The 26,154-nt window shown below is 36.5% G+C and carries 26 protein-coding genes and 2 other annotated features; of the genes, 2 read left to right on the top strand and 24 right to left on the bottom strand.

The window, feature by feature from the left end:
* Window positions 1-142 precede the first annotated feature (142 nt).
* From J5J05_RS01935 to J5J05_RS01955, 5 genes are all read right to left on the bottom strand, one after another.
* Complete coding sequence (locus J5J05_RS01935) at window positions 143-1,330, bottom strand: acetate/propionate family kinase (protein ID WP_208559004.1); 1,188 nt, start codon at window positions 1,328-1,330, stop codon at window positions 143-145.
* A gap of 29 nt (window positions 1,331-1,359) precedes the next feature.
* Complete coding sequence (locus tag J5J05_RS01940) at window positions 1,360-2,373, bottom strand: class I SAM-dependent methyltransferase (RefSeq protein WP_208559005.1); 1,014 nt, start codon at window positions 2,371-2,373, stop codon at window positions 1,360-1,362.
* Window positions 2,374-2,775: 402 nt separating this feature from the next.
* Window positions 2,776-3,999 carry an L-lactate MFS transporter gene (locus J5J05_RS01945; RefSeq protein ID WP_208559006.1) on the bottom strand — a complete coding sequence of 408 codons (1,224 nt, stop codon included), beginning with the start codon at window positions 3,997-3,999 and terminating at the stop codon, window positions 2,776-2,778.
* 136 nt (window positions 4,000-4,135) lie between these two features.
* Window positions 4,136-6,544 (bottom strand): flavocytochrome c, encoded by a 2,409-nt coding sequence (locus J5J05_RS01950; protein ID WP_208559007.1) that lies wholly within the window; start codon window positions 6,542-6,544, stop codon window positions 4,136-4,138.
* Entirely contained in the window at window positions 6,541-7,092 is a 552-nt protein-coding gene (locus tag J5J05_RS01955) for an NADPH-dependent FMN reductase (RefSeq protein WP_208559008.1), read from the bottom strand. The genes J5J05_RS01950 and J5J05_RS01955 overlap by 4 nt, the downstream gene beginning before the upstream one ends.
* A 144-nt stretch (window positions 7,093-7,236) precedes the next feature.
* On the opposite strand from J5J05_RS01955, the gene J5J05_RS01960 reads away from it, so the two are divergent.
* The gene (locus J5J05_RS01960) at window positions 7,237-8,148 is read left to right on the top strand and encodes a LysR family transcriptional regulator (protein ID WP_279633276.1); all 912 of its coding nucleotides are present in this window, start codon (window positions 7,237-7,239) and stop codon (window positions 8,146-8,148) included.
* A 225-nt stretch (window positions 8,149-8,373) separates the two neighbouring features.
* On the opposite strand, the gene rpmA is transcribed toward J5J05_RS01960, so the two are convergent.
* From rpmA to J5J05_RS02040, 16 genes are all read right to left on the bottom strand, one after another.
* Window positions 8,374-8,649, bottom strand: a complete 276-nt coding sequence (gene rpmA, locus J5J05_RS01965; RefSeq protein WP_279633278.1) for a 50S ribosomal protein L27 — start codon at window positions 8,647-8,649, stop codon at window positions 8,374-8,376.
* Window positions 8,650-8,657: 8 nt separating this feature from the next.
* Window positions 8,658-9,014 carry a ribosomal-processing cysteine protease Prp gene (locus tag J5J05_RS01970; RefSeq protein ID WP_208559011.1) on the bottom strand — a complete coding sequence of 119 codons (357 nt, stop codon included), beginning with the start codon at window positions 9,012-9,014 and terminating at the stop codon, window positions 8,658-8,660.
* A gap of 18 nt (window positions 9,015-9,032) precedes the next feature.
* Window positions 9,033-9,344, bottom strand: coding sequence for a 50S ribosomal protein L21 (gene rplU, locus J5J05_RS01975; protein ID WP_208559012.1), 312 nt, complete (start codon window positions 9,342-9,344; stop codon window positions 9,033-9,035).
* Window positions 9,345-9,396: 52 nt separating this feature from the next.
* Window positions 9,397-9,471: a sequence feature (ribosomal protein L21 leader region), on the bottom strand.
* A gap of 48 nt (window positions 9,472-9,519) precedes the next feature.
* Window positions 9,520-10,314: a septum site-determining protein MinD gene (gene minD, locus J5J05_RS01980; protein ID WP_208559013.1), complete on the bottom strand. Its 795-nt coding sequence runs from the start codon at window positions 10,312-10,314 to the stop codon at window positions 9,520-9,522.
* Window positions 10,307-10,996: a septum site-determining protein MinC gene (locus tag J5J05_RS01985; RefSeq protein ID WP_244244574.1), complete on the bottom strand. Its 690-nt coding sequence runs from the start codon at window positions 10,994-10,996 to the stop codon at window positions 10,307-10,309. Before J5J05_RS01985 ends, minD begins: the two co-directional genes overlap by 8 nt.
* Before the next feature lie 63 nt (window positions 10,997-11,059).
* Window positions 11,060-11,599 carry a rod shape-determining protein MreD gene (gene mreD / locus J5J05_RS01990; RefSeq protein WP_208559014.1) on the bottom strand — a complete coding sequence of 180 codons (540 nt, stop codon included), beginning with the start codon at window positions 11,597-11,599 and terminating at the stop codon, window positions 11,060-11,062.
* Between the two features lie 2 nt (window positions 11,600-11,601).
* Window positions 11,602-12,450 carry a rod shape-determining protein MreC gene (gene mreC / locus J5J05_RS01995; RefSeq protein ID WP_208559015.1) on the bottom strand — a complete coding sequence of 283 codons (849 nt, stop codon included), beginning with the start codon at window positions 12,448-12,450 and terminating at the stop codon, window positions 11,602-11,604.
* 193 nt (window positions 12,451-12,643) lie between these two features.
* Window positions 12,644-13,654 (bottom strand): rod shape-determining protein, encoded by a 1,011-nt coding sequence (locus J5J05_RS02000; RefSeq protein WP_208559016.1) that lies wholly within the window; start codon window positions 13,652-13,654, stop codon window positions 12,644-12,646.
* Window positions 13,655-13,966: 312 nt separating this feature from the next.
* Window positions 13,967-14,167: a cold-shock protein gene (locus J5J05_RS02005; protein WP_034302391.1), complete on the bottom strand. Its 201-nt coding sequence runs from the start codon at window positions 14,165-14,167 to the stop codon at window positions 13,967-13,969.
* A 264-nt stretch (window positions 14,168-14,431) separates the two neighbouring features.
* Window positions 14,432-15,121: a RadC family protein gene (gene radC, locus J5J05_RS02010; protein WP_208559017.1), complete on the bottom strand. Its 690-nt coding sequence runs from the start codon at window positions 15,119-15,121 to the stop codon at window positions 14,432-14,434.
* A 79-nt stretch (window positions 15,122-15,200) separates the two neighbouring features.
* Complete coding sequence (locus J5J05_RS02015; protein WP_208559018.1) at window positions 15,201-15,869, bottom strand: HAD family hydrolase; 669 nt, start codon at window positions 15,867-15,869, stop codon at window positions 15,201-15,203.
* A 1-nt stretch (window position 15,870) separates the two neighbouring features.
* Window positions 15,871-18,522 carry a valine--tRNA ligase gene (locus J5J05_RS02020; protein WP_208559019.1) on the bottom strand — a complete coding sequence of 884 codons (2,652 nt, stop codon included), beginning with the start codon at window positions 18,520-18,522 and terminating at the stop codon, window positions 15,871-15,873.
* 58 nt (window positions 18,523-18,580) lie between these two features.
* Window positions 18,581-18,816, bottom strand: a binding site (T-box leader).
* 70 nt (window positions 18,817-18,886) lie between these two features.
* Window positions 18,887-19,390, bottom strand: coding sequence for a thiol peroxidase (gene tpx, locus J5J05_RS02025; protein ID WP_208559020.1), 504 nt, complete (start codon window positions 19,388-19,390; stop codon window positions 18,887-18,889).
* Between the two features lie 71 nt (window positions 19,391-19,461).
* Complete coding sequence (thiI, locus tag J5J05_RS02030; RefSeq protein ID WP_208559021.1) at window positions 19,462-20,676, bottom strand: tRNA uracil 4-sulfurtransferase ThiI; 1,215 nt, start codon at window positions 20,674-20,676, stop codon at window positions 19,462-19,464.
* Between the two features lie 22 nt (window positions 20,677-20,698).
* Window positions 20,699-21,838 (bottom strand): cysteine desulfurase family protein, encoded by a 1,140-nt coding sequence (locus J5J05_RS02035; protein WP_208559022.1) that lies wholly within the window; start codon window positions 21,836-21,838, stop codon window positions 20,699-20,701.
* Between the two features lie 146 nt (window positions 21,839-21,984).
* Window positions 21,985-23,697 carry a septation ring formation regulator EzrA gene (locus J5J05_RS02040; RefSeq protein WP_208559023.1) on the bottom strand — a complete coding sequence of 571 codons (1,713 nt, stop codon included), beginning with the start codon at window positions 23,695-23,697 and terminating at the stop codon, window positions 21,985-21,987.
* A 207-nt stretch (window positions 23,698-23,904) separates the two neighbouring features.
* On the opposite strand from J5J05_RS02040, the gene J5J05_RS02045 reads away from it, so the two are divergent.
* Window positions 23,905-24,342 carry a GAF domain-containing protein gene (locus tag J5J05_RS02045; protein ID WP_208559028.1) on the top strand — a complete coding sequence of 146 codons (438 nt, stop codon included), beginning with the start codon at window positions 23,905-23,907 and terminating at the stop codon, window positions 24,340-24,342.
* 57 nt (window positions 24,343-24,399) lie between these two features.
* Here J5J05_RS02045 and J5J05_RS02050 read toward each other — a convergent pair whose 3' ends face one another.
* Genes J5J05_RS02050 through J5J05_RS02060 form a run of 3 tightly spaced genes read right to left on the bottom strand, consistent with a single transcriptional unit; the run spans window position 24,400 to window position 25,945 of the window.
* Complete coding sequence (locus tag J5J05_RS02050; protein ID WP_208559024.1) at window positions 24,400-24,831, bottom strand: hypothetical protein; 432 nt, start codon at window positions 24,829-24,831, stop codon at window positions 24,400-24,402.
* A gap of 22 nt (window positions 24,832-24,853) precedes the next feature.
* Window positions 24,854-25,255, bottom strand: coding sequence for an NUDIX domain-containing protein (locus tag J5J05_RS02055; protein WP_244244577.1), 402 nt, complete (start codon window positions 25,253-25,255; stop codon window positions 24,854-24,856).
* A gap of 12 nt (window positions 25,256-25,267) precedes the next feature.
* Window positions 25,268-25,945, bottom strand: a complete 678-nt coding sequence (locus J5J05_RS02060) for an HD domain-containing protein (RefSeq protein WP_208559026.1) — start codon at window positions 25,943-25,945, stop codon at window positions 25,268-25,270.
* Window positions 25,946-26,154 lie beyond the last annotated feature (209 nt).

Genomic DNA, 26,154 nt, shown 5'->3' on the forward strand with positions numbered 1-26,154 from the left:
GCGGACACCCTTGTCATTCGCTAACAGTTCCTACTGCCAAGCCTGTAGTGGACTTTCACCACCAAGTTGTCGCTCATGCCGGGCGCACATAAAAAGCACAGGGCTCCTCCTCATAGGAGCCCTGTGCTTTTACTTATTATGATTATCTAAGTTTTTCAACGTCACGCGCAATCATGACTTCTTCATCCGTTGGTACAAGTAAGACTTTAACTTTAGAGTCTTCTGTAGAGATAAAGCGTTCGTCACCACGTACATTGTTTTTCTCAGTATCAATCTCTGCACCTAAGAAAGTTAAACCATTGATGACATTCTCACGTGTTTCCACGCCATTTTCACCAATACCCGCAGTAAAGACGATTGCATCTACGCCATTCATTGTAGCAGCATATGATCCAACGTATTTTCTTACGCGGTCTTCAAAGATACGAAGTGCTAACGCAGCATCTTCATTTGTATCTTCAGCGTCTTCCAAGTCACGCATGTCACTTGAAATACCTGATAACCCTTTTAATCCTGATTCATTATTAAGAATATAAATCATATCATTAATACTTTCGATACCTTCTTTTTCCATTAAGAATGGTAGTAAGGAAGCATCGATATCACCAGAACGAGTACCCATTGTAACACCCGCTAAAGGTGTGAACCCCATTGATGTATCAACAGATTTACCACCATCAACAGCAGTGATAGATGCTCCGTTACCTAAATGGCAAGTGATGATTTTTAAATCTTCAACAGGCTTACCCATCATTTCAGCTGCACGTTCTGCAACGTACTTATGACTTGTTCCGTGCGCACCATATTTACGTGCATTGTGTTTTGTATAATATTCCATTGGAATACTGTACATATAATTTACTTTAGGCATTGTTTGGTGGAACGAAGTATCAAATACAGCCACACTTGTGATATCTGGCAATATTTTACGGAATGCTTTAATTCCAGTCGCGTTTGCTGGGTTGTGAAGTGGTGCAAATTCAGATAAGTCTTCAATTTGATCAATTACTTCGTCAGTCACTAACGCTGAGTCTTGGAAGATTTCTCCCCCAGCTACTACACGGTGACCTACTCCAGTAATTTCGTCGAAATTATCAATAATGTTTAATTCAGTCAACTGTTTCAACAACATTTCAACAGCTACTTCATGATCATTAATATCCAATACTTCTTGATACTTTTGACCGTCTCCGTACTTAATCGTAAAAATTGAATCATTTAATCCAATACGTTCTACGATACCCGAAGCTAATACAGTTTCTTCAGGCATTTCAAACAGTTTCCATTTTAAGCTGGAACTACCAGCATTAATAGCGATTGTCTTTGACATTCATGTCTCTCCTCTTGATGATATTTTGGTTAATTCAGAAAATTCTGCTTCCATTGGGTAATTTCTGTAATCAAGTCTTGCATAGCAGCAAGGTTTTTAAAGTCTGGCGCAGTGGCTAATAGCACTTCTTTCGCCTGCTTCGTACCTTCTCCACTTTTTTGAACAATTAGTATCGACTTCCTTGACTGTTCCGTTTTAAATAACTCTTTCGGCAGTGTCAACATACCCTGAAAGTGGCCAACCTTCTGGATATAAGAAAGCAGTCCCTTTGCTTCTTCAGACTCGAAGACGTTAGAAGGAACCAAGTAAAATCCAAATCCACCATCCTTCAGGTAATTCATGCCTTGTTCAATCAATAAATGATGTGAAAAAGAATGACCTGATGAAAATGAAGTTTCAAATTTTTCAGCTTGTTCATCTAAAGGATAGTATCCTACAGGTAAATCTGAAACAATACTATCCGCGGGATTAACTAAAAGATTACTTAATGCATCTTGATGCGTTAAGCTAATGGTCACATCCTGTAATGCAGCACTAGTTGCTGCTAGAGATAATAATAAATCATCATTATCTATTCCGGATAGCTGAAGTTCCCTCTTATCTCTATTTAAAAAATGATAGAGTGTGAACATTAAATTACCCGTGCCGATAGATAGATCCAGCAAGTGGTAAGGTATTTCATTCTTAGGTGGCGCTATAACTTCTACCAAGTAAGCCATTAATGACCCAATAGAATCTGGTGTCATTTGGTGATTAGCTTGAACAAAATCTTCGCGCATTCCTCTCAATATGGAAAGTTGGATCGCCTGTCGCAACTCGTTAGAAGCGATTTCTGAAAGATCTAAATTCTCATACAGAGCTTCAAGCTCATCTTGAGTGTACTTAGATGGTTTACCATCTAAAATACGAACAGTTTTGTTATCTAGCAAATTTTCTCCTGTTTCAATCAATGCTTCCATGTAAGAAACTTGAAGTTCTTCTTTCAGCATCATAGCAGATTGATCAAGAACTTGGTAGACAGATTCGATATGTTCTGTCGACACATTAGCCCGCCTTTCTACAAGACATCCTTATTTACTTTTTACACGTCCAACCATTTTCTAGGTTTGGAATCGAGAAAAATAGCTGCTGTTGCAAAACGTGTGTAGTATAAAATAGTCAGTCATGTAATCGAAAAATTTAACTCTGTAACATATTCATTTTAACTGATTACAGTGGTTTTCTCAAGGGATTATCACGGACGATCGATAATAACAAAAAAGGAATTATGAGGACTGGATTACTTAGATCCTCATAATTCCTTTTAAATTCTATTTTTGTTAGATGATATTGGACTGAATAGATTAATATGCTCATTACTATATACATGACAATTGAAACAGAGAGAGCATCAAATTTCATCATGTTATAAAGTCATTATACTATTTTCTTATGTTCTTATATCGTTATCTTTCTGACAGTTTTGCAAGCGGTACTTTTTTTAAATTCATATAGATCAAATTGATGATAAAACCTACAACTGCTAGCCCTATTGCTAAATAGAAAGCTTTACTGAAATCTCCATTATTGGCATCAGCAATTTGTGCAGCGGTTTTAGCTGCAAACATTCCTGCTAATGAGTATGCAGAAAACACTATTCCATAATTAGTCCCTTGATTAACAGGTCCATAATTTTCCATAACCATTGGTGGGAAAATACCCATGACCCCACCAAAACACATTCCTAAAATAATAATGCCAATAGCAAAACCAACGACTGATTTCACACTTAATAAAACAACAAAAGCCACAATTACAGCTATTAATATTGCCGCATAAGATTTGTTACGTCCAATCTTATCGGAGATAACACCCCAAATGATTCTTCCTAAACAATTGCTAAGAGAAGCTAACGAAACATAAATGGCTGCTGTCGCAGCTGTTAACTTAAACATTGATTGTCCGATACTTGAAGCATTTGACGTAATCATCAATCCTGAAAAAGCACCAGTAGCCATCATACCAAAAATCAAATAAAAGAATGGCGTTTTCAACATTTCTAACCAGTTTTTATTGTCGAAAGACGGACCGCTAGCCACTTTAGGTGGTTCCCATCCTTCTGGTTTGTATCCCGCAGGTGCTGATTTAATAAAGAAAAATGTGATAACACTAACACCAATATAAGCTAGTCCTAGATAATTGAAAGCTGTACTCACACTACCACGTTCAATCAGTGCATTTGCTAATGGTGCGGCGATGATTGCAGCACCACCCATTCCTGCCGTAATAATCCCACTTGCTAACCCACGTTTATCAGGGAACAATTTAATTGAGTTACTTAATGCTCCGGAATAAGCTAATCCTTGTCCAAAACCGGCAAGAATCCCATATGTTAAGGTTAACATTCCTAAACTTGTGGCAAAAGAACTTAGGAAAAACCCTAATGCAAATAATAGACTACCAATACCAATCACTTGTTTAGCATACCCTCGATCTAATAGACGACCTCCAAGAATCATTGGAATTGGACTAATGCCCGTGTTGATGACAAATACAGTCATGATCTCATCCATTTCCCAACCTTTTTCTTTCGCTAAAGCAGCTGCAAAAACTGAAAAGGCATAAACTGAACCTGTACAAAGTAAAACAGCGGTTGAAGCGATTAAGACTTGCCAACGATTAATTTTCATCTATTTTCTCCTTTATATATCTTTATTTAGTTGTTTAAAAAATATGATCATTGCTAATAACGATATCATTCTATTTTAAAAAGAAGTGGCAGATTTTTTGCGATCTACCACTCTCTTTCAACATACAGTGTACGCTCTACTCTAATTCACTAACCGCTATTTTACCGGCAATTCGACCATAGGTGAAAATATCAGTTAGGGCATTACCTCCCAAACGATTTCCAGCATGAATACCACCAGCTACTTCACCAACAGCGTACAAACCTTTAATGATATTGTCGTTTTCATCTAGCGCATGTGTTTGATGGTCAATTGCAATCCCACCCATTGTATGATGCACAGCCGGTTGTCTTGGTGTTGCATAAAACGGTGCGGTTGTAATTTTCAAGTTGAAGACATCTTTCCCAAAATCCGGATCGTGTTTTGCCTCCACGTAAGCGTTATATTTATTAACTGTTTCAATTAAGATGCTTGGTTCAATACCAATTTGAATAGCCAAGTCTTCTAAAGTATCTGCCCGATAGAGTGTCCCATCTTTGACTTCATTTTCAATTTGTTCATCGCTCGTATTATGAGCAGTATGTCTAATTGGTTCATCAGCGATTAAATAGAATAATCCACCTTCTTCAAGCGCCGCTTGTGCAATCGTATCACGACTAGCATATTCATTTACAAAACGTTTGCCGTTTGGATTCACCATTAAAAAGTTTTCAGGTGGCACAATTAATCCTGAGAATAAAGACCCCGTTTTTGGATGAGCCACAGGCATCATTTGTGAAAAACCCATACCGACCAATTTTGTTTTCGCTTGACGTCCTAGTTCAACGCCGTCCCCAGTAATCGCTGGTGAATTTGTTGTTTTAATTGTGTCAGGAATTTGTGCCCAATACGTATTATATTTTTGCAACATTTTTGTATTGGCCCCAAATCCACCAGTTGCTAGAATAACTGCTTTTGCTCGAACAGTTATTTTTTCACCAGCAAGTCCTGTCGCTTTAACGCCACAAACTTGACCATTCTCTATAATTAATTCGGTGACTTTTGTATCAGTATAAATTTCGCCACCACGTGTTTTAATAAATTCACTTAGAGCAGAGATGTAAGCAAATCCTTGTTGACGAACTGGTTTATGCCCACGTCGCCATAATGCACCAATTGGCATTTGTACGTTTGACCAATCAAATTCAACATTGACCTGATCACTCAACCAACGTATGGCACTTAAACTATTGTCTGTCATCGTTTTTACCAAATCATAGTTCCCATAAATGTTGTTACCATTCAGGTCAGTTCTCTTGCCACCAAAGTATGTTTGCATACGATGGAGCAATATACTGTCAAATAAATAAGATGGATCTTTCAAGTATTCAGCAATTTGTTTTTGTAATGCTTTAAAGTCGTCCAAATATTCGGGTGCTATTTCACTTTCAGATGTTGATGCCATTTTTTCAAGAGTCTCTTTCTCTCCAGCAATTGCTGGCATCTCTTTTTGCCATTCAGGATCCGCTGAATTAATTGGCCCACCCGTACGAACTGTATTTCCACCTAAACTTGGAAATTTTTCAAGAACGATTACTTTTTTACCATTTTCAAGAGCCGTTGCTGCACTCGTTAAACCAGCACCGCCTGAGCCAATAATCACAATATCTGTTTCGTATTCTTTATCTTCAGCAAGTAGTTTTACCTTTGGACGTTTTCTTAAAATTTCTGGGTCGCTACCTGCTTTTTTAATTACCTTAGCCACACCGTCTAATACGCCATTGCAAGTTAGCGAAGCGCCAGAAATGGCATCAACATTCAACGTTTGACCCTCTACGATTTGTTGCGGTATCCGCTCGAAAACAACAGTAGCAATCCCTTCAGTTTCACCTGAAGAATCAATATCGATCTCTTCAATTCGCTCATTACTCAAGGTCACTTTCATTGGCAAAGTACCGTGATAACCTTGTGTTGTAACTTCATAAGTTCCTGGAACAAAAGTTACTTTCTCTTCTTCTAACAATTGATTAGAAATTTTCGCAAAACGAATAAATCTTCCTACAACTGTTTCTAAGAAATCAATCGTTCCTTCATTTTTGATGGCCCCATTCTCATCAAAGGCTTTTTCACAATTGTCTAATAAGAATTCATATCCTGGGATGACATTCGCATTCACACCTGGTGCATCGAGTACTTGCTTTAAATGTAGTTGAGCTCGTGATGTACCTTGATCATGCGCACTCGCACCAACAACTAATGTTGGCTTACCATCTAATGGATGCAAATTGTAAGATAACCACTCTAAGCAAGATTTTAAAGAAGCACTTAAAGAATGATTGTGCTCTGGACAAGCAATAATCACGCCGTCGCTCATCAAGATTTTATCGTTAAACGCTTGAAGAATGGTACTGTTTGATAAGTCATTAGATTCATCGAACAGCGGTATGTCTTTCGTTTCTAATATTTCCAATTCAAATTTTTCCGAAAAACGTTTTTGAATAAACTGTAATAGTTTACGATTATAAGAGTGCTTCGCATTACTTCCGTTAATTGCAATCAATTTCATTTTGATGCACCTCCATTGAATCTTGTAGCAAATTGAATAAAATCGGAAAAATAGTTTTCTAGTTCAACTACTTTATCTTCCTGTAGTAAATCTTCGCTTTCCCAAAAAGCGGATTTTCCATTTCCAAGTAAAAACTCTTTACCCGTCATTACATAAGCAGCAATCCGTGGTGCCTGCAAAATTTCTCGCAAGTGTAGTTGTGCCCGCAGCGTTCCTAAACTACCATGACTTGAACCTACAATCATAACTGGCTTTTCAGCCAAACAACAACTTTCACTTAACCAATCAATTGTTGATTTTAAAGCAGCTGTAATACTGTGATCATATTCTGGTGTCGAAATAATCACACCATCGGCAGCTTTGATTTTTGTTGTTAACGTATTGACAGTTTGCGGCATTTCATCATCTGCACAATACATAGGAATTTCTTTAATTTCACAAACTTCAATATCAGCTTGACTAGAAAAATGCTTAGAGATATATTTAATCAACTTACGGTTTGTAGAGTCAAAGTTCGTATTTGTTCCAACAATAGCGATTAGCTTCATATTCTTAGCTCCTTTAATTTTGCGTTCTATCGTTCTCAAGAATTATCTTTCTCATTTCCTTTAAGTTAAAAGTATCACAATGTATCCCTGAAATGAAATAACTTTTCCGTTGTCGAACGATAACCTTTCTGTTATTATCAAAGTATGAATAATGAAAATACGCTTTATTACCTAGAAACCATATTGTTTACTAAGAACATTTCTAAAGCTGCAGATATGTTATATATTTCACAACCTTATCTATCTAAATTTTTAAAAACTATCGAAAGTGAGCTAGGAACCGAGATTTTAAATCGCAAAACATTTACTTTAACAGAGAACGGTAAAATATTTTTTGACTATCTTAAGCGAATTGAAAACGAAAAGAACTATTTGTTTAAAGAAATTTCTAAGAAAAACAATAAACAAAAAATCGTGAAAATCGGTATTTTATCCACATTATCTACCTATTTGTTTCCATTATTTTTGCCGAGTTTATTTCGAGAATATAAACAAGTAAAAGTTGAAATTGTCACTGATTTTTTACCTAATAATGAAAAGCGTTTGATTAGTGGAGAAATCGATTTTTTAATTGGACAAGATTATAAAACAGTTGCGCCTAATTGCATCATTCATCACGGTGGAAATGAAAAATATTTTGCAATTATTCCGCAAAGTAGCGCTTTTTTTCAAAAAGAAAAAACAGTTTTACATGCTGGATCAGTGAAATTAGAAGAATTGTTGCAAGAAGATCTTATTTTAACGAAGAAAGGTTCTCCGATTCGTCGAAAAATGGATTATATTTTAGAGAAAAATAATATCGTTCCAAAAATTATCTTTGAATGCGACAATATTTTTACGATCATGCAATTAGCTAAAAATGATCTTGGAACAACCTTTGTACCGCTAAGTGTATTAAATAACATGCCAAAAAAAGCATCTGAAAATTACAACGTTTTACCTCTTAGTGAAAATTTTTTAAGTATTAATTTTTATATCGCTTACCAAAAAGAACGACAAATAGATGATATTGAAAAAGCATTAATCGATCAATTTATCTCATGTTTAGAAAAATAAAAAGTAAGTGCTTAAACGATCCAGCACTTACTCTGTAGTTCTGCAGATATACTTACTTATTCTCAAATTTAAGTAAAAAATGGACACTGGTCATTTATACCAATGCCATCAATTTCAGGACAAAAAAAAGAGGCCATGCTAGATTTTAAAAAATCTAACATTACCTCTTTTTTGTCTCTTCACTATTTAGATAATAGCAATTGAGCCGTTCTGTTAACAGTTACATTAGTTAGCTACTGGATAAACAGAAACTTGTTTTTTATTTTTACCTTTACGTTCGAAACGGACCACGCCATCGATTTTTGCAAAAAGAGTATCGTCTCCGCCTCTTCCAACGTTTTCACCTGGATAGATTTTAGTTCCGCGTTGACGGAATAAAATTGAACCACCAGAAACGACTTGACCGTCTCCACGTTTAGCGCCTAAACGCTTTGATTGAGAGTCACGACCGTTAGTTGTAGATCCGCCACCTTTTTTATGTGCGAATAATTGTAAATTCATTTTCAACATTAGAATGCACCTCCATCTTTATTAGTTTGTTTAATCTTGATATATTCTGGGGACTCTTCCTGTACACTTTTAAGTGATAGCAACAAACTTTCTAATAGGATCTGGGAAGTACTAGACTGCTTTTCAGATAAGTCATCTGGAAGTTTCATGGAGAGATACCCACCATTTTCTTCATCGATTTCTATAGAAGGCGTCAGTTCTGCCAGTTCTATTATACCGTTTATCGCTCCAATACTAAGCGCTGAAACTGCCGCACATACAATATCCTGCCCATATGGTCCAGCATCCGCATGTCCGGAGATTTCGATAGAAATGATTTGGTTACTCTTCAAACGATTAAAATGCGCTTGAATCATTAGAAATCCTTCTTTCGCTTACTTTGTTTTAATAGAGTTGATTGTTACTTTAGTGTATGGTTGACGATGTCCACGTTTAGTGTGAGAGTCTTTTCTACGACGATACTTGAACGTAGTAACTTTTTTAGCACGTCCTTGTTTCTCGATGATTGCTTCTACTGAAGCTCCCTCAACTGTTGGAGTTCCAACTAAAGCGTTGTCTCCTCCAACAAACAATACTTCACCAAAAGTAACTGAATCTCCAGCTTCACCTTCTAATTTCTCAACGAAGATTGCTTTGCCTTCTTCTACTTTGATTTGTTTGCCACCTGTTTTGATAATTGCATACATGTTTGTTGCACCTCCTTATTTAGTAAAGCATATTGCATAGCGTTATGCTTCCTATTGCACTAAGACTCGCCGTTATAAGTGATCTAAAAGATCTTAAAGACTCATATACGAGCGGTTGTAGCTGTGGTGCTGCACAAATACAACGTTATTATCATACCAAATCTTAGACAGCAAGTCAATTATTTTTGTTAAATAACTTTTGCCAGAACGATTTCTTCTCTTCTTTAAGCGTCATTAACGGAACAGTTTCGCCAAGTATTCTTCTTGCAATATTTCTATATCCTTGAGACGAAATATTATCTGGATCTAAAGCAACGGGATTTCCTTTGTTAGATGAACGAACTACTTCATCATCTTCAAACACAATTCCAAGCAATTTAACTGACAAATGTCTTGTAATTTCATCAATATCCATTACATCACCTTGCTGCATCATTCGTTTTCTGATTCTATTGATTACTAGTTTAGGTGACCCTATAGACGTTTGTTCAACTAATCCAATAATTCTATCTGCATCTCTAATTGCAGAGATTTCTGGCGTCGTAACAAGAATTGCATCGTCCGCAGCTGCAATCGCGTTTTTAAACCCCTGCTCTATTCCCGCGGGGCAATCAATCAATACGTAATCATAGTCTTGTTTAAGTTCACTAATCAATTCAATCATTTGCTCTTCATCTATTACATTTTTGTCCGCATGTTGTGCAGCAGGTAGTAAGAATAGCTGATCATTAAATCGCTTGTCCTTAATAATTGCCTGGTGCAGCTTAGCTCTTCCTTCGATGACATCTACGATATCATAAATGATTCTATTCTCGAGTCCAAGAATAACGTCCAAGTTTCTTAAGCCAATATCCATATCGACTAAACAAACTTTTTTCCCTTGAAGTGCTAATGCAGTTCCAATGTTAGCAGTAGAAGTTGTTTTACCAACTCCACCTTTACCTGATGTTATAACGATGGCTTTACCCATTGATTAATCCTCCTGTAACGTTCCCTAATTCTGGTCTAATCTTTTTCAATTCATTGAGTGGTGACACTCTCAAAATATGTAAATCATCCAAATAAACCACTTCGAACTTAGCTGAAAGATCATTTAATTCATTTTCAGCGGTATCAATTACATGTACATGGTCAGCGATACGGACTTGCGCGTTATAAGTGAAATTAGCTACAACGACTGCTTGTTCTTTTCCTTTTGTACCAGCATGCGCAATCCCTCTATGGTCTCCAATGATGAAGATGCTTCCAGTGGCTTTAACAGTCCCACCAGGATGCACACCTCCAACTAATAAGAGATCACCCTCTGCTTCTATAATCTGTCCACTACGAACGGTTGTGATTTCTAATTTAGTACTCACTTCTTCGTGCCACGCTATTGCTTTTTCAGTCTTCACGACTTCAGATTCAATTGCTTTAACTTTAAGATGAGATTTTTCTTCAATTACAGTTGTGATGGTTTCTTTTTCTTTATCATCCCATAATCTGTTACCAGTCTTCACAGTCAATTCAATTGGCTTCTTCGCGGTTGCTTCCTTTTTTAAAGGATTAATTAATTTAGTCGTTTCTTCTACTACTGTACTAAAAGACGCAGCTTGATCCACAAGTAATTGAAATCCCTCTTTTGTCCCTTTAAGCGTTACAATCTTTTGCAAGTTATTCACCTCTATTTTAAAGATTGGCCTAACCTTTACTACTGGTTGTTCTATTATTGGCAATTATTTTTTGAATCTCATTTCTTCTTTCTGTATAACCATCTTACCTACTTTATCGATTGGATAACCGATTATTAACATAACGATTGCATTGAACACTAAACTGATACCTAAACGTTCTACCATAAACAGTTGTGTTGTCAGCTCTGTAACATTAATTGCTCGGTACACACCAAAAACGAAAAATTCTAAAAAGGTAATAGCAATGACACTCAGAAGTACGTAAATAAGTAAATTTGGTTTAAAATAACTTCTCAATTGAAGAATGACATATGCAATAACTGCAAAAGCTGCCATATAGATTCCTAAATAACCTGTATAGTAGCTATCATAAATAAAGCCCATAATCAATGATAGCCAAATAACGTGTCTAAAACTCAAATAAAAAGCTAGCACCAACAATACGAGTACAGTTAGTCTCGGTACGATCATACCGAAATCAGTTGTGAACATGGCTTTTAATTGAGCTACTAGCACACCGTCTAATAGTAGGGCAACAAGTAACAGAATCAGCGGATAGAGAATCTTTTTCCATTGACTCATATTTATTCCCCACTTTCAGCTGTACGGTTAATGATTGTAACATAACGAATATGTTCAAAGTTAGCTGCTGGCTCAATATAAACACGTTGTGCTAAGCCATGGTCATCCATCGTTACTTCACTTACAGTACCAATGACTAGTGAACGCGGTATTGAACCACCTAGACCTGAAGTAATGACTTGTTCACCTTCAGAAATTTCAGCAGTAGAGGTAATTTGTGTCATGATCAGACGATTTGTTTCAACATCGTATCCGCTGATTAGACCATTAATGACTTCTTCAGATAAAATTTCAGCTGATACCTGATTAGATGACCCTTCAAAATCAGTTAAAAGTACAACTTTTGAACTGGTTGGATTCGTTTCAATGATTCGTCCAATCAATCCATTATTTGACATGACCGACATGCCATTTTCAATACCGTCCTGGCTTCCTCGGTCAATAATAATTTGATCGACCCAAGAATCTGGATTTCTAGAAAGTACTGACCCTGTAATTGTCTGGAAATCAGTTAACGAGTTTTGCAAGTCTAATTCTTCTTGCAGTATTTGATTTTCGTCTCTCAGTACAGAAAGTTCAGCTTGCGTTTCATAAATTCGATCAATCTCTTTTTTTAATCTCTGATTTTCTTCAAACGTATCTTGTAATCGATCAATTGATCCAAATAAATCATTAACAGCATTAACTGGCTTCGCAAAAACTCGTCCCGTGACTGCTGTAATGTCGTTCGTAAATTGTTGGATAAATGTGGATGATCCTGCCTGTGTCAGAGACAAAGAAAGTAAAGATACAAATAATATTACACTTACTAATAATACGATCATTTTCTTATTCGTAAAAAATTGATTCACTTGTCACACCTCAACTATTATAACTTCAGTCATTCTACCATAATTTTGAAATAATTCGTAGTTTTTATCCGGTCAATTCATATTCTATAATGGATAATTTGATCTGTCGTTTCAGCTATTTTGTATCATTTGTTTTTATTCAATAAATAAGCGGGAAGATCTCCTTCCCGCTTAATTTAACTATCCAGTTTACTTATCTACTTTGCTTGCGATAAACATCAAGATGATTGAGTGCTTCACCTGTACCGATAGCTACACAGTTCAATGGGTCATTAGCTACAAAAACGGGTACTTCCGTTTCACTAGCAATAACTTCGCTCAAGTTATTCAGCATTGCGCCTCCACCAGTCAATACAATTCCTCTATCAATTACATCTGCTGAAATTTCAGGAGACGTATCTTCAAGGGTACCTTTAACTGCTACGACAATACTATCCACGACTTCGTGAATGGCTTCAGCAATATCTACTGCAGAGATTTCAATTGTTTTTGGTAGTCCTGTCAGTAAATCTCTACCTCTGATTTCTGTAGAACCTAGTACTTCAGCAGCTTCAATAGAAGCACATCCTAGTTCCATTTTCACAGATTCAGCTGTTCTTTCACCAATGAGTAAATTATATTTATTTCTGATGTAGTGAATGATCGAGATATCCATTTGATCTCCCGCCATTTTGATTGTACGACTGCTGACGATTCCGCCTAAAGAAATTGTCGCTACATCTGTCGTACCACCACCGATATCCACGACCATACTACCCGTTGGATCGTTTACGGGTAATCCCGCTCCAATAGCTGCAGCAAAAGGTTCTTCAATCAAGAAAGCTTCGCTCGCGCCAGCCATTTTAGTCGCATCTATAATCGCTCTTTTTTCTACTTCTGTTCCGCCACCAGGTACGCAGACGATAACACTCGGTTTAGAAGATTTTTTCCCTGTTCCTTTTGAAATAAAGTAATCCATCATGGCGATTGTTGTATCATAATCAGCAATTACTCCATCTTTCATCGGACGAATGGCTACAATGCTCCCTGGAGTACGACCTATCATTTTCTGTGCTTCAAGACCAACTGCTACGACCTCGCCAGTTGTATTATCTTTAGCAACTACAGAAGGTTCACCAATAGCAATACCTTTTCCTTCTACATATACATTTGTATTAGCTGTACCTAAATCGATTCCGATTCCTTTTTTGTTAAACCAACGCACTTGTTCGTTCCCCTCTCAAAATAAAACATTACGATCTTTGTTTAGCGATTCATATTAATTAATTGCAAAGATTCATTGCTTCATTGTACCTTTTTATAAAGAATTTTTCACTATTTGAGTGTGACTTTAATTCTTTTTTTATATTTGACACTAATTTGATAGATGAAACTCAAATTGTTGCTTAATTCTAACATAGCGGCGCAAGAATAACTATGAATTATATGTATCTTTTGCTAGTCATCATTATTATTTATGGTATTAAAAAACCGAGAGAGCGTTAAACGCTCTCTCGGTTGAAAATTTTTAAGTTAATTAAGCTTTTTCTACGTTAGCAGCTTGAGGTCCGCGTGCGCCTTCTTCGATGTCGAAAGTTACAGCTTGTCCTTCTTCTAATGATTTGAATCCTTCTTCGTTGATAGCTGAGAAGTGTACGAATACATCATCTGCACCTTCACGTTCGATGAAGCCAAAACCTTTTTCTGCGTTAAACCATTTTACTGTACCATTTTCCATATTACTTGTTCCTCCTCGTGCCGTAAGCACATTCTATTTCACATTATTGCTATGGTAACGAATCGGAATGTTATTACACATATCTTTTTTCTTTCCCTAACAAAATGCTAAGTAAACTATACCATGCATTTTTTAATAACGCAAGTAAATATATCAATTAAATAAAATTTACACAAAATTAATTTTGAAATTTATAAACTTTTTACTTACGTTTTCTTAAAAAAATCAATAATAATTTTACCAAATTTATGTCTAGTTATATCCTTAAAAGAGATCGTGTTCTTTTAAGCTTATATAGCGATTCTCACCCACGATAATATGGTCTAGTACTTCTATTCCCATCATTTCTCCTGCCTTTGCCATACGCTCTGTAAATAAAAGATCTGCTTCAGAAGGATTTGGATTTCCTGAAGGGTGGTTATGGGCAATAATGATTCTTGCGGCTGAATATTTTACTGCACCTCTAAAAATTTCTCTTGGATGTGCAACAGAACTATTTAAGCTGCCTTTAAAAACAGTTTCTTTCTTGATAATCTCATTTTTAGTATTTAAATAAATTGCCACTACATGTTCTTGACTGAGACCACTAAGTTCGTCTTGGAGCAAATGACCAATGTAAGCACTAGATGTAACTGTTCCTTCTTTAATTTGGGAAGCTCTGATTACACGCCCGCCAAGTTCTATTGCTGCAATCAATTCAATTGCTTTTGTCTTTCCAATTCCTTGTATATTCACTAATTCCTCAACCGTGATATGTCTTAATGAGTATAAGTCCTCTACCTCAGTGAGAACAGCCATACTCAATTGTAGGACATTTAAATTTTTTGTACCTGTCCTTAATAATATAGCGAGTAATTCGTGATTTGCTAATGCTTTAGCTCCATATTCACATAATCGTTCTCTGGGTCTTGATTGTTCTGGAACGTCCACAAAGCGCTGTATTGTCTTATTCAAAGTCAGTCCTCCTTGTACGTAAAAAAGAGAGTAGCTAAAGTAGCCACTCTCTTTTATATACTGTCAAAAATTCTTAAACTTAATCTTTTTTTTCAGCTATTTTTATATAATCAATAACTTTTGTCAGGTCACTTACAATATCAGTGGCTTTTTCTTTTGCCTCTTGGTTCGGTTTTAATAAATCCGGAACCATCAAGACAGGTATGCCAGCAGCGTGTGCTGCTCGTACGCCATTTAATGAATCCTCTAAAACAACGGCTTCTTCTTTTTCTGCACTTGTGTAACCAAGCGCTTTAAGAAAAATTGCAGGATCAGGTTTTGAATTTTCTACTTCATCTCCACCGACGACTGCTTTGAAGTAATTTGAAATATCAGCATTACCAATCATAATATTAACTATTTCCCGCTCAGTGCTTGAAGCAACAACCATTTCAATATCCTTAGATTGCAAATAATCCAATAAAGTCATTAAACCTTTTTGTTTTGGCAAGGAAGTCGTTAACAAGGTATGATGAATATCCTCTTTACTCTTTTTTATAAACTGATCCACTAATGAAGGATTTTGGTGTTCCTCATGCAATGCCCCGAAGAAGTCTTTGTCACTAGCTCCGATATATTTTTCGTAAAACGTATAATTAAAAGGTAATCCTATTTCATCAGCAGTAGCTTGGTTCGACTGATAATATAGCTTCTCAGTTGCGAAAATCAACCCATCCATATCAAAAATAACGGCTTTTACCTTTGTCATATCATTCTCCTTTTAATGCTTTAAGTTTGCCTAGCTGATCTGATACAGAAGCATAACGATCTTGATACTCACGTTGTTTGTTTCGTTCTTCTTCAACAATTTTTTCAGGTGCATTGGAAATGAATTTTTGGTTTGACAATTTACCTTCTACACGTTTGATTTCTTGCATCCACTTTTCAAGTTCTTTACCGAGACGCTCAATTTCTTCATCGACATCTACTAGTCCTGCAAGTGGTAAGAAAATTTCTGCTCCTGAGATGACTGCTGTTTTCACTTCGTCCGGAACATCTAGCGTTGTATCAATCGTTAATGTTTCAGGATTACAGAATCGCTCAATAAAGCTTTTATTCTCTGCTAAAAATACTTTTTCTTTATCTGATTTCGCACGAACCAGTATATCGATTTTTTTCGATAAGGGTCTATTCACTTCGGCTCTGATTGTTCTAACAGATCTTATAAGATCAATTAACATATCCATATTATTGATTGATTTTTGATCATCAAACGCTTCATTCGCTACTGGATAGTCCGCTACAACTAGTGATTCTCCTTGATGTGGCATATTTTCCCATATCTCTTCTGTTACAAACGGCATAACTGGATGTAAGAGTTTTAATGTCTGGTCAAGAACATGTACTAAGATGCTACGTGTAGAACTCTTTTCTTCATCTGATCCATTAAATAAAATTTCTTTACTCATTTCAATGTACCAGTCACAGTAGTCATCCCAGATGAATTTGTAAAGCGCTCTACCTGCTTCACCAAATTCAAATTTCTCAAATAATTCTGTTACTTGTATGATTGTTTCGTTGAGTCTAGCTAAGATCCACTTGTCTGCTATCGATTTTTTCCCATTCAGATTCATATCTTCTAGACTGAAATCTTCTAAATTCATAATAACATAACGACTGGCGTTCCAGATTTTATTGATGAAATTCCAAGACGCATCCATTTTTTCATAACTAAAACGAACATCTTGACCAGGTGCCGAGCCATTAGATAAGAACCAACGTAATGCATCTGCACCGTATTTATCAATAACTTCCATCGGATCAATACCGTTACCTAAAGACTTGCTCATTTTTCTTCCTTGTTCATCACGGATCAGACCGTGTATCAAAACGTTCTCGAATGGACGTTCTTCTGTAAATTCAAGACTTTGGAATATCATACGGCTTACCCAGAAAAAGATAATATCATAACCAGTAACTAATGTACTAGTAGGGAAATATCTTTTGAAGTCTTCTGATTCTGTGTTTGGCCAACCCATTGTTGAGAATGGCCAAAGTGCTGAACTAAACCAGGTATCTAGTACATCGTTGTCTTGTGTCCAGTTTTCACTATCTTCTGGTTCAGTTTCGCCAACATACATTTCTCCAGTTTCATTGTGGTACCAAGCTGGAATACGGTGTCCCCACCACAATTGTCTTGAAATAACCCAGTCATGAAGATTTCCCATCCAATTATGGAATGTTTTTTCAAAACGTTCTGGAACGAAATTCACTTTATTTTCAGTATCTTGATTATTGATTGCTTGTTCAGATAATGGATCCATCTTAACAAACCATTGAGTAGAGAGTCTCGGTTCTACAACGACACCTGTTCTCTCCGAGTGTCCTACACTGTGTACCATTTCTTCTACCTTGATTAAATAGCCTTGTTCTTTTAAATCTTTTACAATTGCTTTACGTGCTTCGAAGCGATCCATGCCTGAGTATTCACCGGCTAAATCGTTCATAGATCCATCGTTATTCATTACATTGATTCGTTCAAGATTATGACGATTACCAATCTCAAAGTCATTCGGATCATGTGCTGGTGTGATTTTAACGACGCCTGTTCCAAATTCCATTTCAACATATTCATCTGCTATGATGGGCAGTTCTCTACCCACTAATGGAAGTGTCAATGTTTTACCGATCAAGTCTTTATAACGATCATCTTCTGGATGAACAGCTACACCTGTATCTCCTAACATTGTTTCTGGACGAGTCGTTGCAATCTCTACTTCTCCAGAACCATCCGTTAAGGCATACTTCATGTGATAGAATGCACCATTTACATCTTTATGATCAACTTCAATATCTGATAAAGCAGTCTGTGCTTTAGGATCCCAGTTGATAATATATTCTCCACGGTAAATTAAGCCTTTATTATAAAGATCAACGAATACTTTTTTCACTGCATCGTTTAAGCCTTCATCTAGTGTAAATCTTTCACGGCTATAATCAACGGAAATGCCTACTTTAGCCCACTGATCTCTGATATTTGAAGCATATTCTTCTTTCCAATCCCAAACTTTTTCTAGGAATTTTTCTCTTCCAAGATCATATCTTGAAATGCCTTCTTGAGAAAGCTTCTCTTCTACTTTTGCTTGCGTTGCGATACCAGCATGGTCCATTCCAGGTAACCATAAGGTATCGAATCCTTGCATTCTCTTTTGTCTGATAATCATATCCTGAAGAGTCGTGTCCCAAGCATGTCCCAAGTGTAATCGTCCAGTTACATTGGGTGGTGGAATAACGATTGAATACGGTTCAGCATTTGGATCTTCACTTGGTTTGAATAGGTCCTTTTCCAACCAACGTTCATATCTTCCAGCCTCTACTTCTGTTGGCTGATATTTCTTTGACATATTGATTTCTTCTGTCATACAATCATCTCCTATAAACTATTCTATAAACAAAAAAGAGCATTCATCCTATTAACTATAATAGGACGAATGCTCTACACTCGCGGTACCACCTAAATTGATCGAAGCACACGCGTGTCTTCAAACCTCTTTATTAAACGGATGTAACGATCCGTTAGTTCAAACAAAGCTACTTAACGTTCACTTTGTTAGCTCTCAAGCTACTTCCTTAATGCTTCTGTTAGGGATTCTCACCAAACACCCATTCTCTTAAAACAGTACACACTAGATACTCCTCTTGATCATCGCTTATTTATTTAATTTATACGCCATTTTATTGGTTAATGATATTCTATCAAACTACTATTTGAAAAGAAAGGTTTATTTAAAACATTTCCGCTTCTTCATGTTTTGCTGCAGCAACAGCTGCTTCATAATTAGGGTCTTCGGACATTTCTTTAACGACCTCATTGTAGACAACTTGTCCTTCTCTATTCAAAACAAGAACCGCTCGAGCAGTTTTATCTGTTTCTTCAATGTAAAGACCGTAACTTTTAGAAAATGAACGTTCCGTGTCATGTAACAGATCCATATCAATACTTTTAGCTGCACACCAATCTTTTTGTTCTTCTACTGTATTTGTAGAAATCGAAATAATCTTTGTATCTTTTAGGGTGCTAGCCATTTCGTTGAATTTACCGGTTTGTCTTGAACAAGTACTTGTATTGATATCAGGAAACGTACTGATCAACACAACATATCCTTTGTAATCTGCTAATGATACAGACTGTCCATTAAGATCTTGGAGTGTAAATGCGGGTGCTTTTTCCCCTTTTGCTGGGATTTCTCCATTAGTTGTTAGTGGTTTACCTTTCATGTTGACATCCATACTGATAACCCTCTTTCTTTTAATCTATAACCTTATTCTAACGATAAGTTTTCTGAATGTACAACGAAAGCCTAAAATAAGTCTTCAAAGATTGCTTTCTGTTTTGCTTCTTGTGTTTGATTCAATTGAATACGCTCAACCTTTATCCCATCAACTGCTCTTTGAACCATGCCTTCGACATCTAGTTTCCCTTCAGTCTCTAATACATGAGCTAATTTCGGTTTGGTTCTTGGTTTCGGTGGTGAGAAAATGGTACAGCAATCTTCATAAGGTAACACTGAAAGTTCAAAAGTATCAATGTTTTGCGCAACAGTAATAATATCATTTTTATCCGTTGTAATTAATGGTCTGAGTATTGGCGTTGTCGTTACTTCATTAATCACAGCCATACTTTCAAGCGTCTGAGAAGCAACTTGACCGAGAGATTCACCGTTAATGATCGCAAGCCCGTTTCGCTTTTCTCTTAACTGATCGGTTATCCTCAGCATCATTCGTCTCGTTATCGTCATCACATAACCTTGTGGCACATATTTTTTGATCGTTTCCTGAATCTCTGTAAACGGCACTTCAATGAATGTTGTCGGACGCGAATAACGGACAAGTTTCTCTGTGAGATCTTTTGCTTTCTGAAGTGCTTGAGGACTAGTGTACGGTGGACTATGAAAATGTACAGCTTCTAATTCAAGACCCCTTTTGAGCGCATAATACCCTGCTACAGGAGAATCGATGCCACCTGACATCATGAGCATCCCTTTACCACTTGTTCCGCTAGGTAAGCCGCCAGCACCTTTGATTGAGTTGCTTGAAAGGTAGATGCCATCTAATCTGATTTCCACTCGAATGTTGTTGTCAGGATTTTTCATTTTTACTTTTATACCTGGAAAAGCTTCTGTAACAGCTTGACCAATGATTCGATTCACTTCATTCGTCTCGTAATCCCAGTCATGATCTGCTCTTCTAGCTGTAATTTTAAAAGTTTGACCTGGTTGATGTGTTTCTTCCATCAAAGAAATTGCTGCTTTACTCGCTTGCTCAATCGTCTTTTCGACTTTTATCACTGGAGAGATGGTTTGAATACCAAATATTGTTTTTAAGCGTTCTAACACTTCTTCATAGGGTTCACCATTTAGTTCTATATGCAGACGATCTCTATGCGCTTTAATGATTAAATTGCTGTACGCCGATAAAGCTTCCTCTACATTTTTACCTAATTGTTTTATGAATAATTTTCGATTTTTCCCTTTAGTTGATAACTCTCCGTATCGTGCCATCACTTCTGTGATCATTTTTCATACCTCCCTTTCTTTCTTAGTGAATGCCGTAAAATCCTCGGTAAACAACTTCAAATGATTCAATAAATTTTTCCATTTCTTCCATTGAATTATTTCTAGACAAACTGACACGAATAGCCGTCTCGGCTTGTTTCTTAGCAATCCCCATCGCTAACAAAGTGCTCGATTCAGCTTGTTTCTTACTAGAACACGCACTTGTAGTGGATACAGTGATCCCATGTTTTTCTAACGCATGTACGACTACTTCCCCTTTAATATTTCTAATACCAAAACACAAAATATGTGGCGCATGCGTTTCAGGGGTGTAGACGTTTACCTTATTTAACTGACTTAAATAATGCTTCAACGTTGTAATCATTTCCATCATTTTACGCCTATCTTCACTAGCAGACTGCAAAACATCATTTAATGCTTTAGTCGCTGAGACAATTCCGGGTAGGTTCTCTGTACCGCTCCGCTGATTCCCTTCTTGCCCACCACCGCTCAGTAATGGAGATAGTTTCTTCCCTTTTTTGACGTAGACTATACCGACACCTTTAGGACCATGAAATTTGTGTGCAGAAAAGACTGCCATATCTATCCGACTATCCGCTCCTAATTTTACCGGCACCTTCCCAATCGCTTGAACAGCATCCACATGGAAATGAACAGTAGGATAAGCTTTCAAATATTCACCAATTTCTTCTATAGGTTGTATGCTACCTGTCTCATTATTAACAGCCATGACAGACACCAGCACAGTTTCTTTCTTTACAGCAGATTTTAAATCTATCAGTGAGATAATACCCGTCTCGTCGACCGGTAAATATGTGACGTCCCATCCCATTCTTTCGAGCTGTCTATATGCTTCTAACACTGCTGGATGCTCAATAGATGTGGTGATTAAATGTTTACCATAGGTCATTTTTTCAAAAGCTGTGCCTTTAATGACCCAGTTATCTCCTTCTGTTCCACCACTTGTAAATACAATCTCTTCTGACGAAACACCCAATAATTTGGCTACGCGTTTCCGTGATTGATCCAATAAACTCGCCGCTGTCTCTCCTTTTTCATGAAGGCTAGATGGATTAGCGTAATATTGTTGACTTACTTTTGTGTAAGAATCGAGTACAGGAAGAGCCATTTCAGTTGTTGCACTATTATCAAAGTAAATCATCTTACATCTCTTTTCATCGAATTGTTATTGATTTTATCCGTCTTATTTAAACGAACTCTATTATAGCAAAATCTTGTCAACCTTCAAACAGTAAAAAAGCTGGAAAGTGATGATGTCATCACCGCCCAGCTTCAACCCTTCAATCGTTAAGCATATTTCTTTTCTTTATAGTATTCTTTTTCAATAGTTTCAAAAGCTCCAGGTTCAATAGATTCTAGTTTTTCACGAACCATTTTCAAAGCTGTTTCATAGTCATATTCTTCTGTGAATAAACTACGACTATAACGAATGGTTTCATTCACTTCACTATAGTCATTTTTATGACGGTATAATCGTTGGCTAACTAATTCACTTAGTATAGCTTGATCGACTAGTTGATCTGTTTTCTCCGCAAGCTGATCAACATCATCTTCGCACAGCTCGTGTAACTTATAAACTTCGTTCATATCTAACTTGGGCTTCGCTAATACTTGGCTTAATTTCTGAATATGATCAGTGGTATAAAAGAAAAAGTCTAAATATTCGTGTGGTAATCCTGGTAAATTTTTTCCTTCAACATAACGTTTCATTTCACGCATCGCTAGTTCCATTTCTTCCAAATCACCTTTTATTTCCAATTCACTTTCTCGGTAATCTGTCAGGTATGAGCTAATTTCACTTTGCTTTTCGTTTAATGCTTCCAACTCATCAAAAAGTGTATTCAATTGTTCACTAGCAGTTGAATAGGCAATTTTTTTATCCGAAATTTGTTCGTTGATACGTATATACTGCTTATCAAACTCTGATATCCGTTCTTCAGCCGCTTCCGCCTCTTTTAGCTCATCTCTATACAAGTGATAGCTCTGAGAAAGTCGATCAATCTCAACCAAAAGTTTACGATTTTGTTCTTTCAAATAGAGTAAAATTTTTCTGATTTGACTGACCAATTCTTTCACTTCTGTTTTAGCTTCTATTTCTAATTCTAACTTTTCATAAATTTTATCAATATTCTGATCTAACTTTTCTGACTCATTTTCTGCTTGCTTAATTTCAAGTGTGCTGATTGCCTTATTAATACTTTCCAATTTCACATGAACCGAAGCGAGCTCTTCTTTGATCGATTCATCTGGGAATATATAATCTTCTTCTTTTAATGTCTGGTAACCACTTTCTATTTCCTGAATTTGCTCAGTGGTATCCTCATCGATCTTCGTCAAAATCTGAGGAATCTCAGTCATATAGTTTTCCATGGTATGAATTGTTTCTTCTAACTGTTCTAGCAATTGATTGGCCTCTTCATGATCACCAGTCGCGGTTAAATGTGAAAAAGTCGAGAAGTCTGTTTCCATTGTCCCTAAGCGCTCTTCAAGTGCTTCCGCTGATCGACCAAAAGAAAAGCTTTTAGCCAATAAATCTTTTCGTATTGTATGGTAACGTTTCTTGATTGTTTCGATTCTTTTAAGATTCTCTTCTTCTTGTTTCATCAAAGCATCTAAACGATCATTTAATAGTTTCAATGATGTTTGAACTTCAGTCAGTTTTTCTTTAGCAGCCTCTTGGTCTGCTCGAGCTTTCTTAAAGCGATATCGATCAGTTGCCTGCTCCGCTTCAAAAAGCATGCTTTCAATTGCGGGAAACTGTTGAGTCTCAATATTATCCCATTGTTTTTCCAGTTCATCAGCCGTTTCTCGAGACTGTCCCGACATACTACGTTTCTCTAGAGATTGAATTTTAGTCGTAGGAAAGCTTTCCATCAATGTTTTTTTCCTAGTATCTAATTCATCAATGGTTCTATAATGTTTTTTTCTGATTAAATAAGTCGTTATGTAGAGAGCGACGATTAATAATATTATGATGATCCCGACGATTTCTAGCGTCATTTAGTTTCCCTCCGACTAGGCTTTACATACAAATACTGGTGCCTGGTATTCTCTTCTTAACAGTATATCAAATATTATCGAATTATGTTATACTTACAAGCAAATTCTATAAAATAGTGTATAAAGATTTTATAACTAATCTATATCTTTTGTGACAGCTATTAATGGAGAAAAGGTGATCATTTGGAACAAACAGCAATCAAACACATGGTAAATAAACAATTAGACGCACTACTAACTGGAGAAAAAAATCTTATAGCAAATTTAAGTAATGCATCTGCTCTTTTAGGTGAACACTTGAATGACATTAACTGGGCCGGTTTTTACTTGTGGGATGAAACAGATCAAGAACTTGTTCTCGGACCTTTCCAAGGTAAAGTGGCTTGCGTTAGAATCAAAAATGGTGCTGGCGTTTGTGGCGCTGCATTCAAAAATCAAGAAACTTATCTTGTACCAGATGTACATGCTTTTCCTGGACATATCGCTTGTGATGCAGCCAGCGAGTCAGAGATTGTCATTCCAATCACGAAAAATGGTAATCAAATAGGTGTTTTAGACATTGACGCTCCGATAAAGAATAGATTTTCTGAAGAAGATAAAGTATTATTAGAAGAATTTGCTACCGTTTTGATTGAACATTTATAATTTCATTTTAAATACCTGTTTAGAATCGTTCTCTATCCTTCTAAACAGGTATTTTATTTATTCGATCGTGTATTCATCTCCTGTATCTATATTTCTCATGAAAACATTACTCAATTTAATCAAGTTTAATTCGAAGTCTTCTGCCGTGATCGTATATTGATCTTCTTCTACTTCCACCTGAATATCTTCAATTGTTTCAATGTACTTTTCTTCATAAGCAGATGTTCCGTAACCTCTGATATTCCCTTCAAAAATCTCCAAGTCTTGGTTGGCAAAATAGTAAGAGTACGCCACGTCTGAATCATTTACTCCGATAAGCGCAACTCCTTCTAAATTTTCCGGTAATGCTGTGTCCTCAACTTCTACGTTCTGTTCTGCTTGCTCTTCTAATTGCAGCGGTTCTTCAGTTGAGTTTGTTGGTTCTTCAAGTGAACATCCAGATAGAAATATGCCCGTAATACTAAGTGCTGTTAGTGTGTAGCGCTTCATTTTTTCTCCTCTCTGGAAATGATTAATGACTTTTTAGTAATTTCTCCCAATCCCATTGTTTCATTTTTGAATAGAAGGAATCAGTCATTTTTTCCAACTCGTCAATATCTAACCAAGCATATTGATCATGCTCTTCAGATAAGATAATCATCTGTGCAGTAGTAAGTACTTCTGTAGCATAAATAACACCAGAAATCTGCCATTCTTCTTGAGGATTCATGAGATGCCAAGTATCAATTAGTTGAGTGGGACGTATCGTTAAATTCACTTCTTCTTTTACTTCCCTGATCAACGTTTCCTCCATCGTTTCACCGAAAATCATTCGACCACCAGGTAATTCAAATTTCGAATCAGATTCTGAAGCTTTATGAACAGCAAGAAATTGGTTATCCTTTAAAATCAATCCTTTAACTGCTGATACCATCAACAAAGATTCTCACTCCTGTCTATTATCTATTTTAGCTGCAAAGAAACTGCCTGTTCGCAATTGTTCAAGTAATTGACTATAGACACGTGCTTGCTCTTCCAATCGTTGTTTCCACATCTCCTTGGCTGTTTTAGTAGCAAATTCATTCATAGCATCTTCTATAAGTAATGTTTGATTGCTTAATCGCTCTTCTAAGTAGACTATCTTTTCACGAGTTGGTTTATCGTAAAACTTATGATAGGAAAGCGTCTCAAATGTACGGTACGTATCTATACGGTCTAAATGATCACTATCTGAAATCGTGCGTGCATTAACCGTTAGTTCTCCTTCTCTGCCCGCAATACCATCAACGTGACTCGCAATTCCAATGAATATTTCTTCTTTTTGTCTTTCCAGTAGCGGTAGTTCTTCTAAAAAAGATGCCACCATTGCTGCTGCATTTCTCCCATGATTTTTCCAATCTTGTTCTGATTGAAAGGCATTCGCATAACTAATATCGTGAAGCAACGCCCCGATAACGGTTACTTCATTATCTAAGTTTTCTTTGGTAGAAATTTTATCGGCAATGCTAGCTACTCTGAATGAATGTTGGTAACGATATTCTTTCTCCGATGGATTTTTTTCAAAATGCTTACTTTCATTATATGTATTTCTTAGTAACTTTAGAGCAGCTTCAATATTTTGCATAAGTCATCTCCTACATGATTTTTCATTTTCATTACATAAACGATTACCATTCAATCTTTCATTGCTAGCAACCTTCTTCATTTTATCATAAGTTGTTTTGTTATAAAAAGACTACAAATCGAGTAGGAGGTAAATCATTAGTTGATTTACCGTCCTCTCACACCACCGTGCGTACGGTTCCGTACACGGCGGTTCAATACCTTGCGTAA

Source organism: Marinilactibacillus kalidii (assembly GCF_017599325.1).
Taxonomy (GTDB): domain Bacteria; phylum Bacillota; class Bacilli; order Lactobacillales; family Carnobacteriaceae_A; genus Marinilactibacillus; species Marinilactibacillus kalidii.

What these genes read in the sequence shown, in the direction of transcription:
- J5J05_RS01935 (WP_208559004.1), bottom strand. Translation starts at nt 1,330, where the DNA reads ATGTCAAAGACAATCGCTATTAATGCTGGTAGTTCCAGCTTAAAATGG.
- J5J05_RS01945 (WP_208559006.1), bottom strand. Translation starts at nt 3,999, where the DNA reads ATGAAAATTAATCGTTGGCAAGTCTTAATCGCTTCAACCGCTGTTTTA.
- J5J05_RS01950 (WP_208559007.1), bottom strand. Translation starts at nt 6,544, where the DNA reads ATGAAATTGATTGCAATTAACGGAAGTAATGCGAAGCACTCTTATAAT.
- J5J05_RS01955 (WP_208559008.1), bottom strand. Translation starts at nt 7,092, where the DNA reads ATGAAGCTAATCGCTATTGTTGGAACAAATACGAACTTTGACTCTACA.
- J5J05_RS01960 (WP_279633276.1), top strand. Translation starts at nt 7,237, where the DNA reads ATGAATAATGAAAATACGCTTTATTACCTAGAAACCATATTGTTTACT.
- rpmA (WP_279633278.1), bottom strand. Translation starts at nt 8,649, where the DNA reads ATGAATTTACAATTATTCGCACATAAAAAAGGTGGCGGATCTACAACT.
- J5J05_RS01970 (WP_208559011.1), bottom strand. Translation starts at nt 9,014, where the DNA reads ATGATTCAAGCGCATTTTAATCGTTTGAAGAGTAACCAAATCATTTCT.
- rplU (WP_208559012.1), bottom strand. Translation starts at nt 9,344, where the DNA reads ATGTATGCAATTATCAAAACAGGTGGCAAACAAATCAAAGTAGAAGAA.
- minD (WP_208559013.1), bottom strand. Translation starts at nt 10,314, where the DNA reads ATGGGTAAAGCCATCGTTATAACATCAGGTAAAGGTGGAGTTGGTAAA.
- mreD (WP_208559014.1), bottom strand. Translation starts at nt 11,599, where the DNA reads ATGAGTCAATGGAAAAAGATTCTCTATCCGCTGATTCTGTTACTTGTT.
- J5J05_RS02005 (WP_034302391.1), bottom strand. Translation starts at nt 14,167, where the DNA reads ATGGAAAATGGTACAGTAAAATGGTTTAACGCAGAAAAAGGTTTTGGC.
- J5J05_RS02015 (WP_208559018.1), bottom strand. Translation starts at nt 15,869, where the DNA reads ATGACAAAGGTAAAAGCCGTTATTTTTGATATGGATGGGTTGATTTTC.
- J5J05_RS02020 (WP_208559019.1), bottom strand. Translation starts at nt 18,522, where the DNA reads ATGACAGAAGAAATCAATATGTCAAAGAAATATCAGCCAACAGAAGTA.
- tpx (WP_208559020.1), bottom strand. Translation starts at nt 19,390, where the DNA reads ATGGATGTCAACATGAAAGGTAAACCACTAACAACTAATGGAGAAATC.
- thiI (WP_208559021.1), bottom strand. Translation starts at nt 20,676, where the DNA reads ATGATCACAGAAGTGATGGCACGATACGGAGAGTTATCAACTAAAGGG.
- J5J05_RS02035 (WP_208559022.1), bottom strand. Translation starts at nt 21,838, where the DNA reads ATGATTTACTTTGATAATAGTGCAACAACTGAAATGGCTCTTCCTGTA.
- J5J05_RS02040 (WP_208559023.1), bottom strand. Translation starts at nt 23,697, where the DNA reads ATGACGCTAGAAATCGTCGGGATCATCATAATATTATTAATCGTCGCT.
- J5J05_RS02045 (WP_208559028.1), top strand. Translation starts at nt 23,905, where the DNA reads ATGGTAAATAAACAATTAGACGCACTACTAACTGGAGAAAAAAATCTT.
- J5J05_RS02050 (WP_208559024.1), bottom strand. Translation starts at nt 24,831, where the DNA reads ATGAAGCGCTACACACTAACAGCACTTAGTATTACGGGCATATTTCTA.
- J5J05_RS02055 (WP_244244577.1), bottom strand. Translation starts at nt 25,255, where the DNA reads ATGGTATCAGCAGTTAAAGGATTGATTTTAAAGGATAACCAATTTCTT.
- J5J05_RS02060 (WP_208559026.1), bottom strand. Translation starts at nt 25,945, where the DNA reads ATGCAAAATATTGAAGCTGCTCTAAAGTTACTAAGAAATACATATAAT.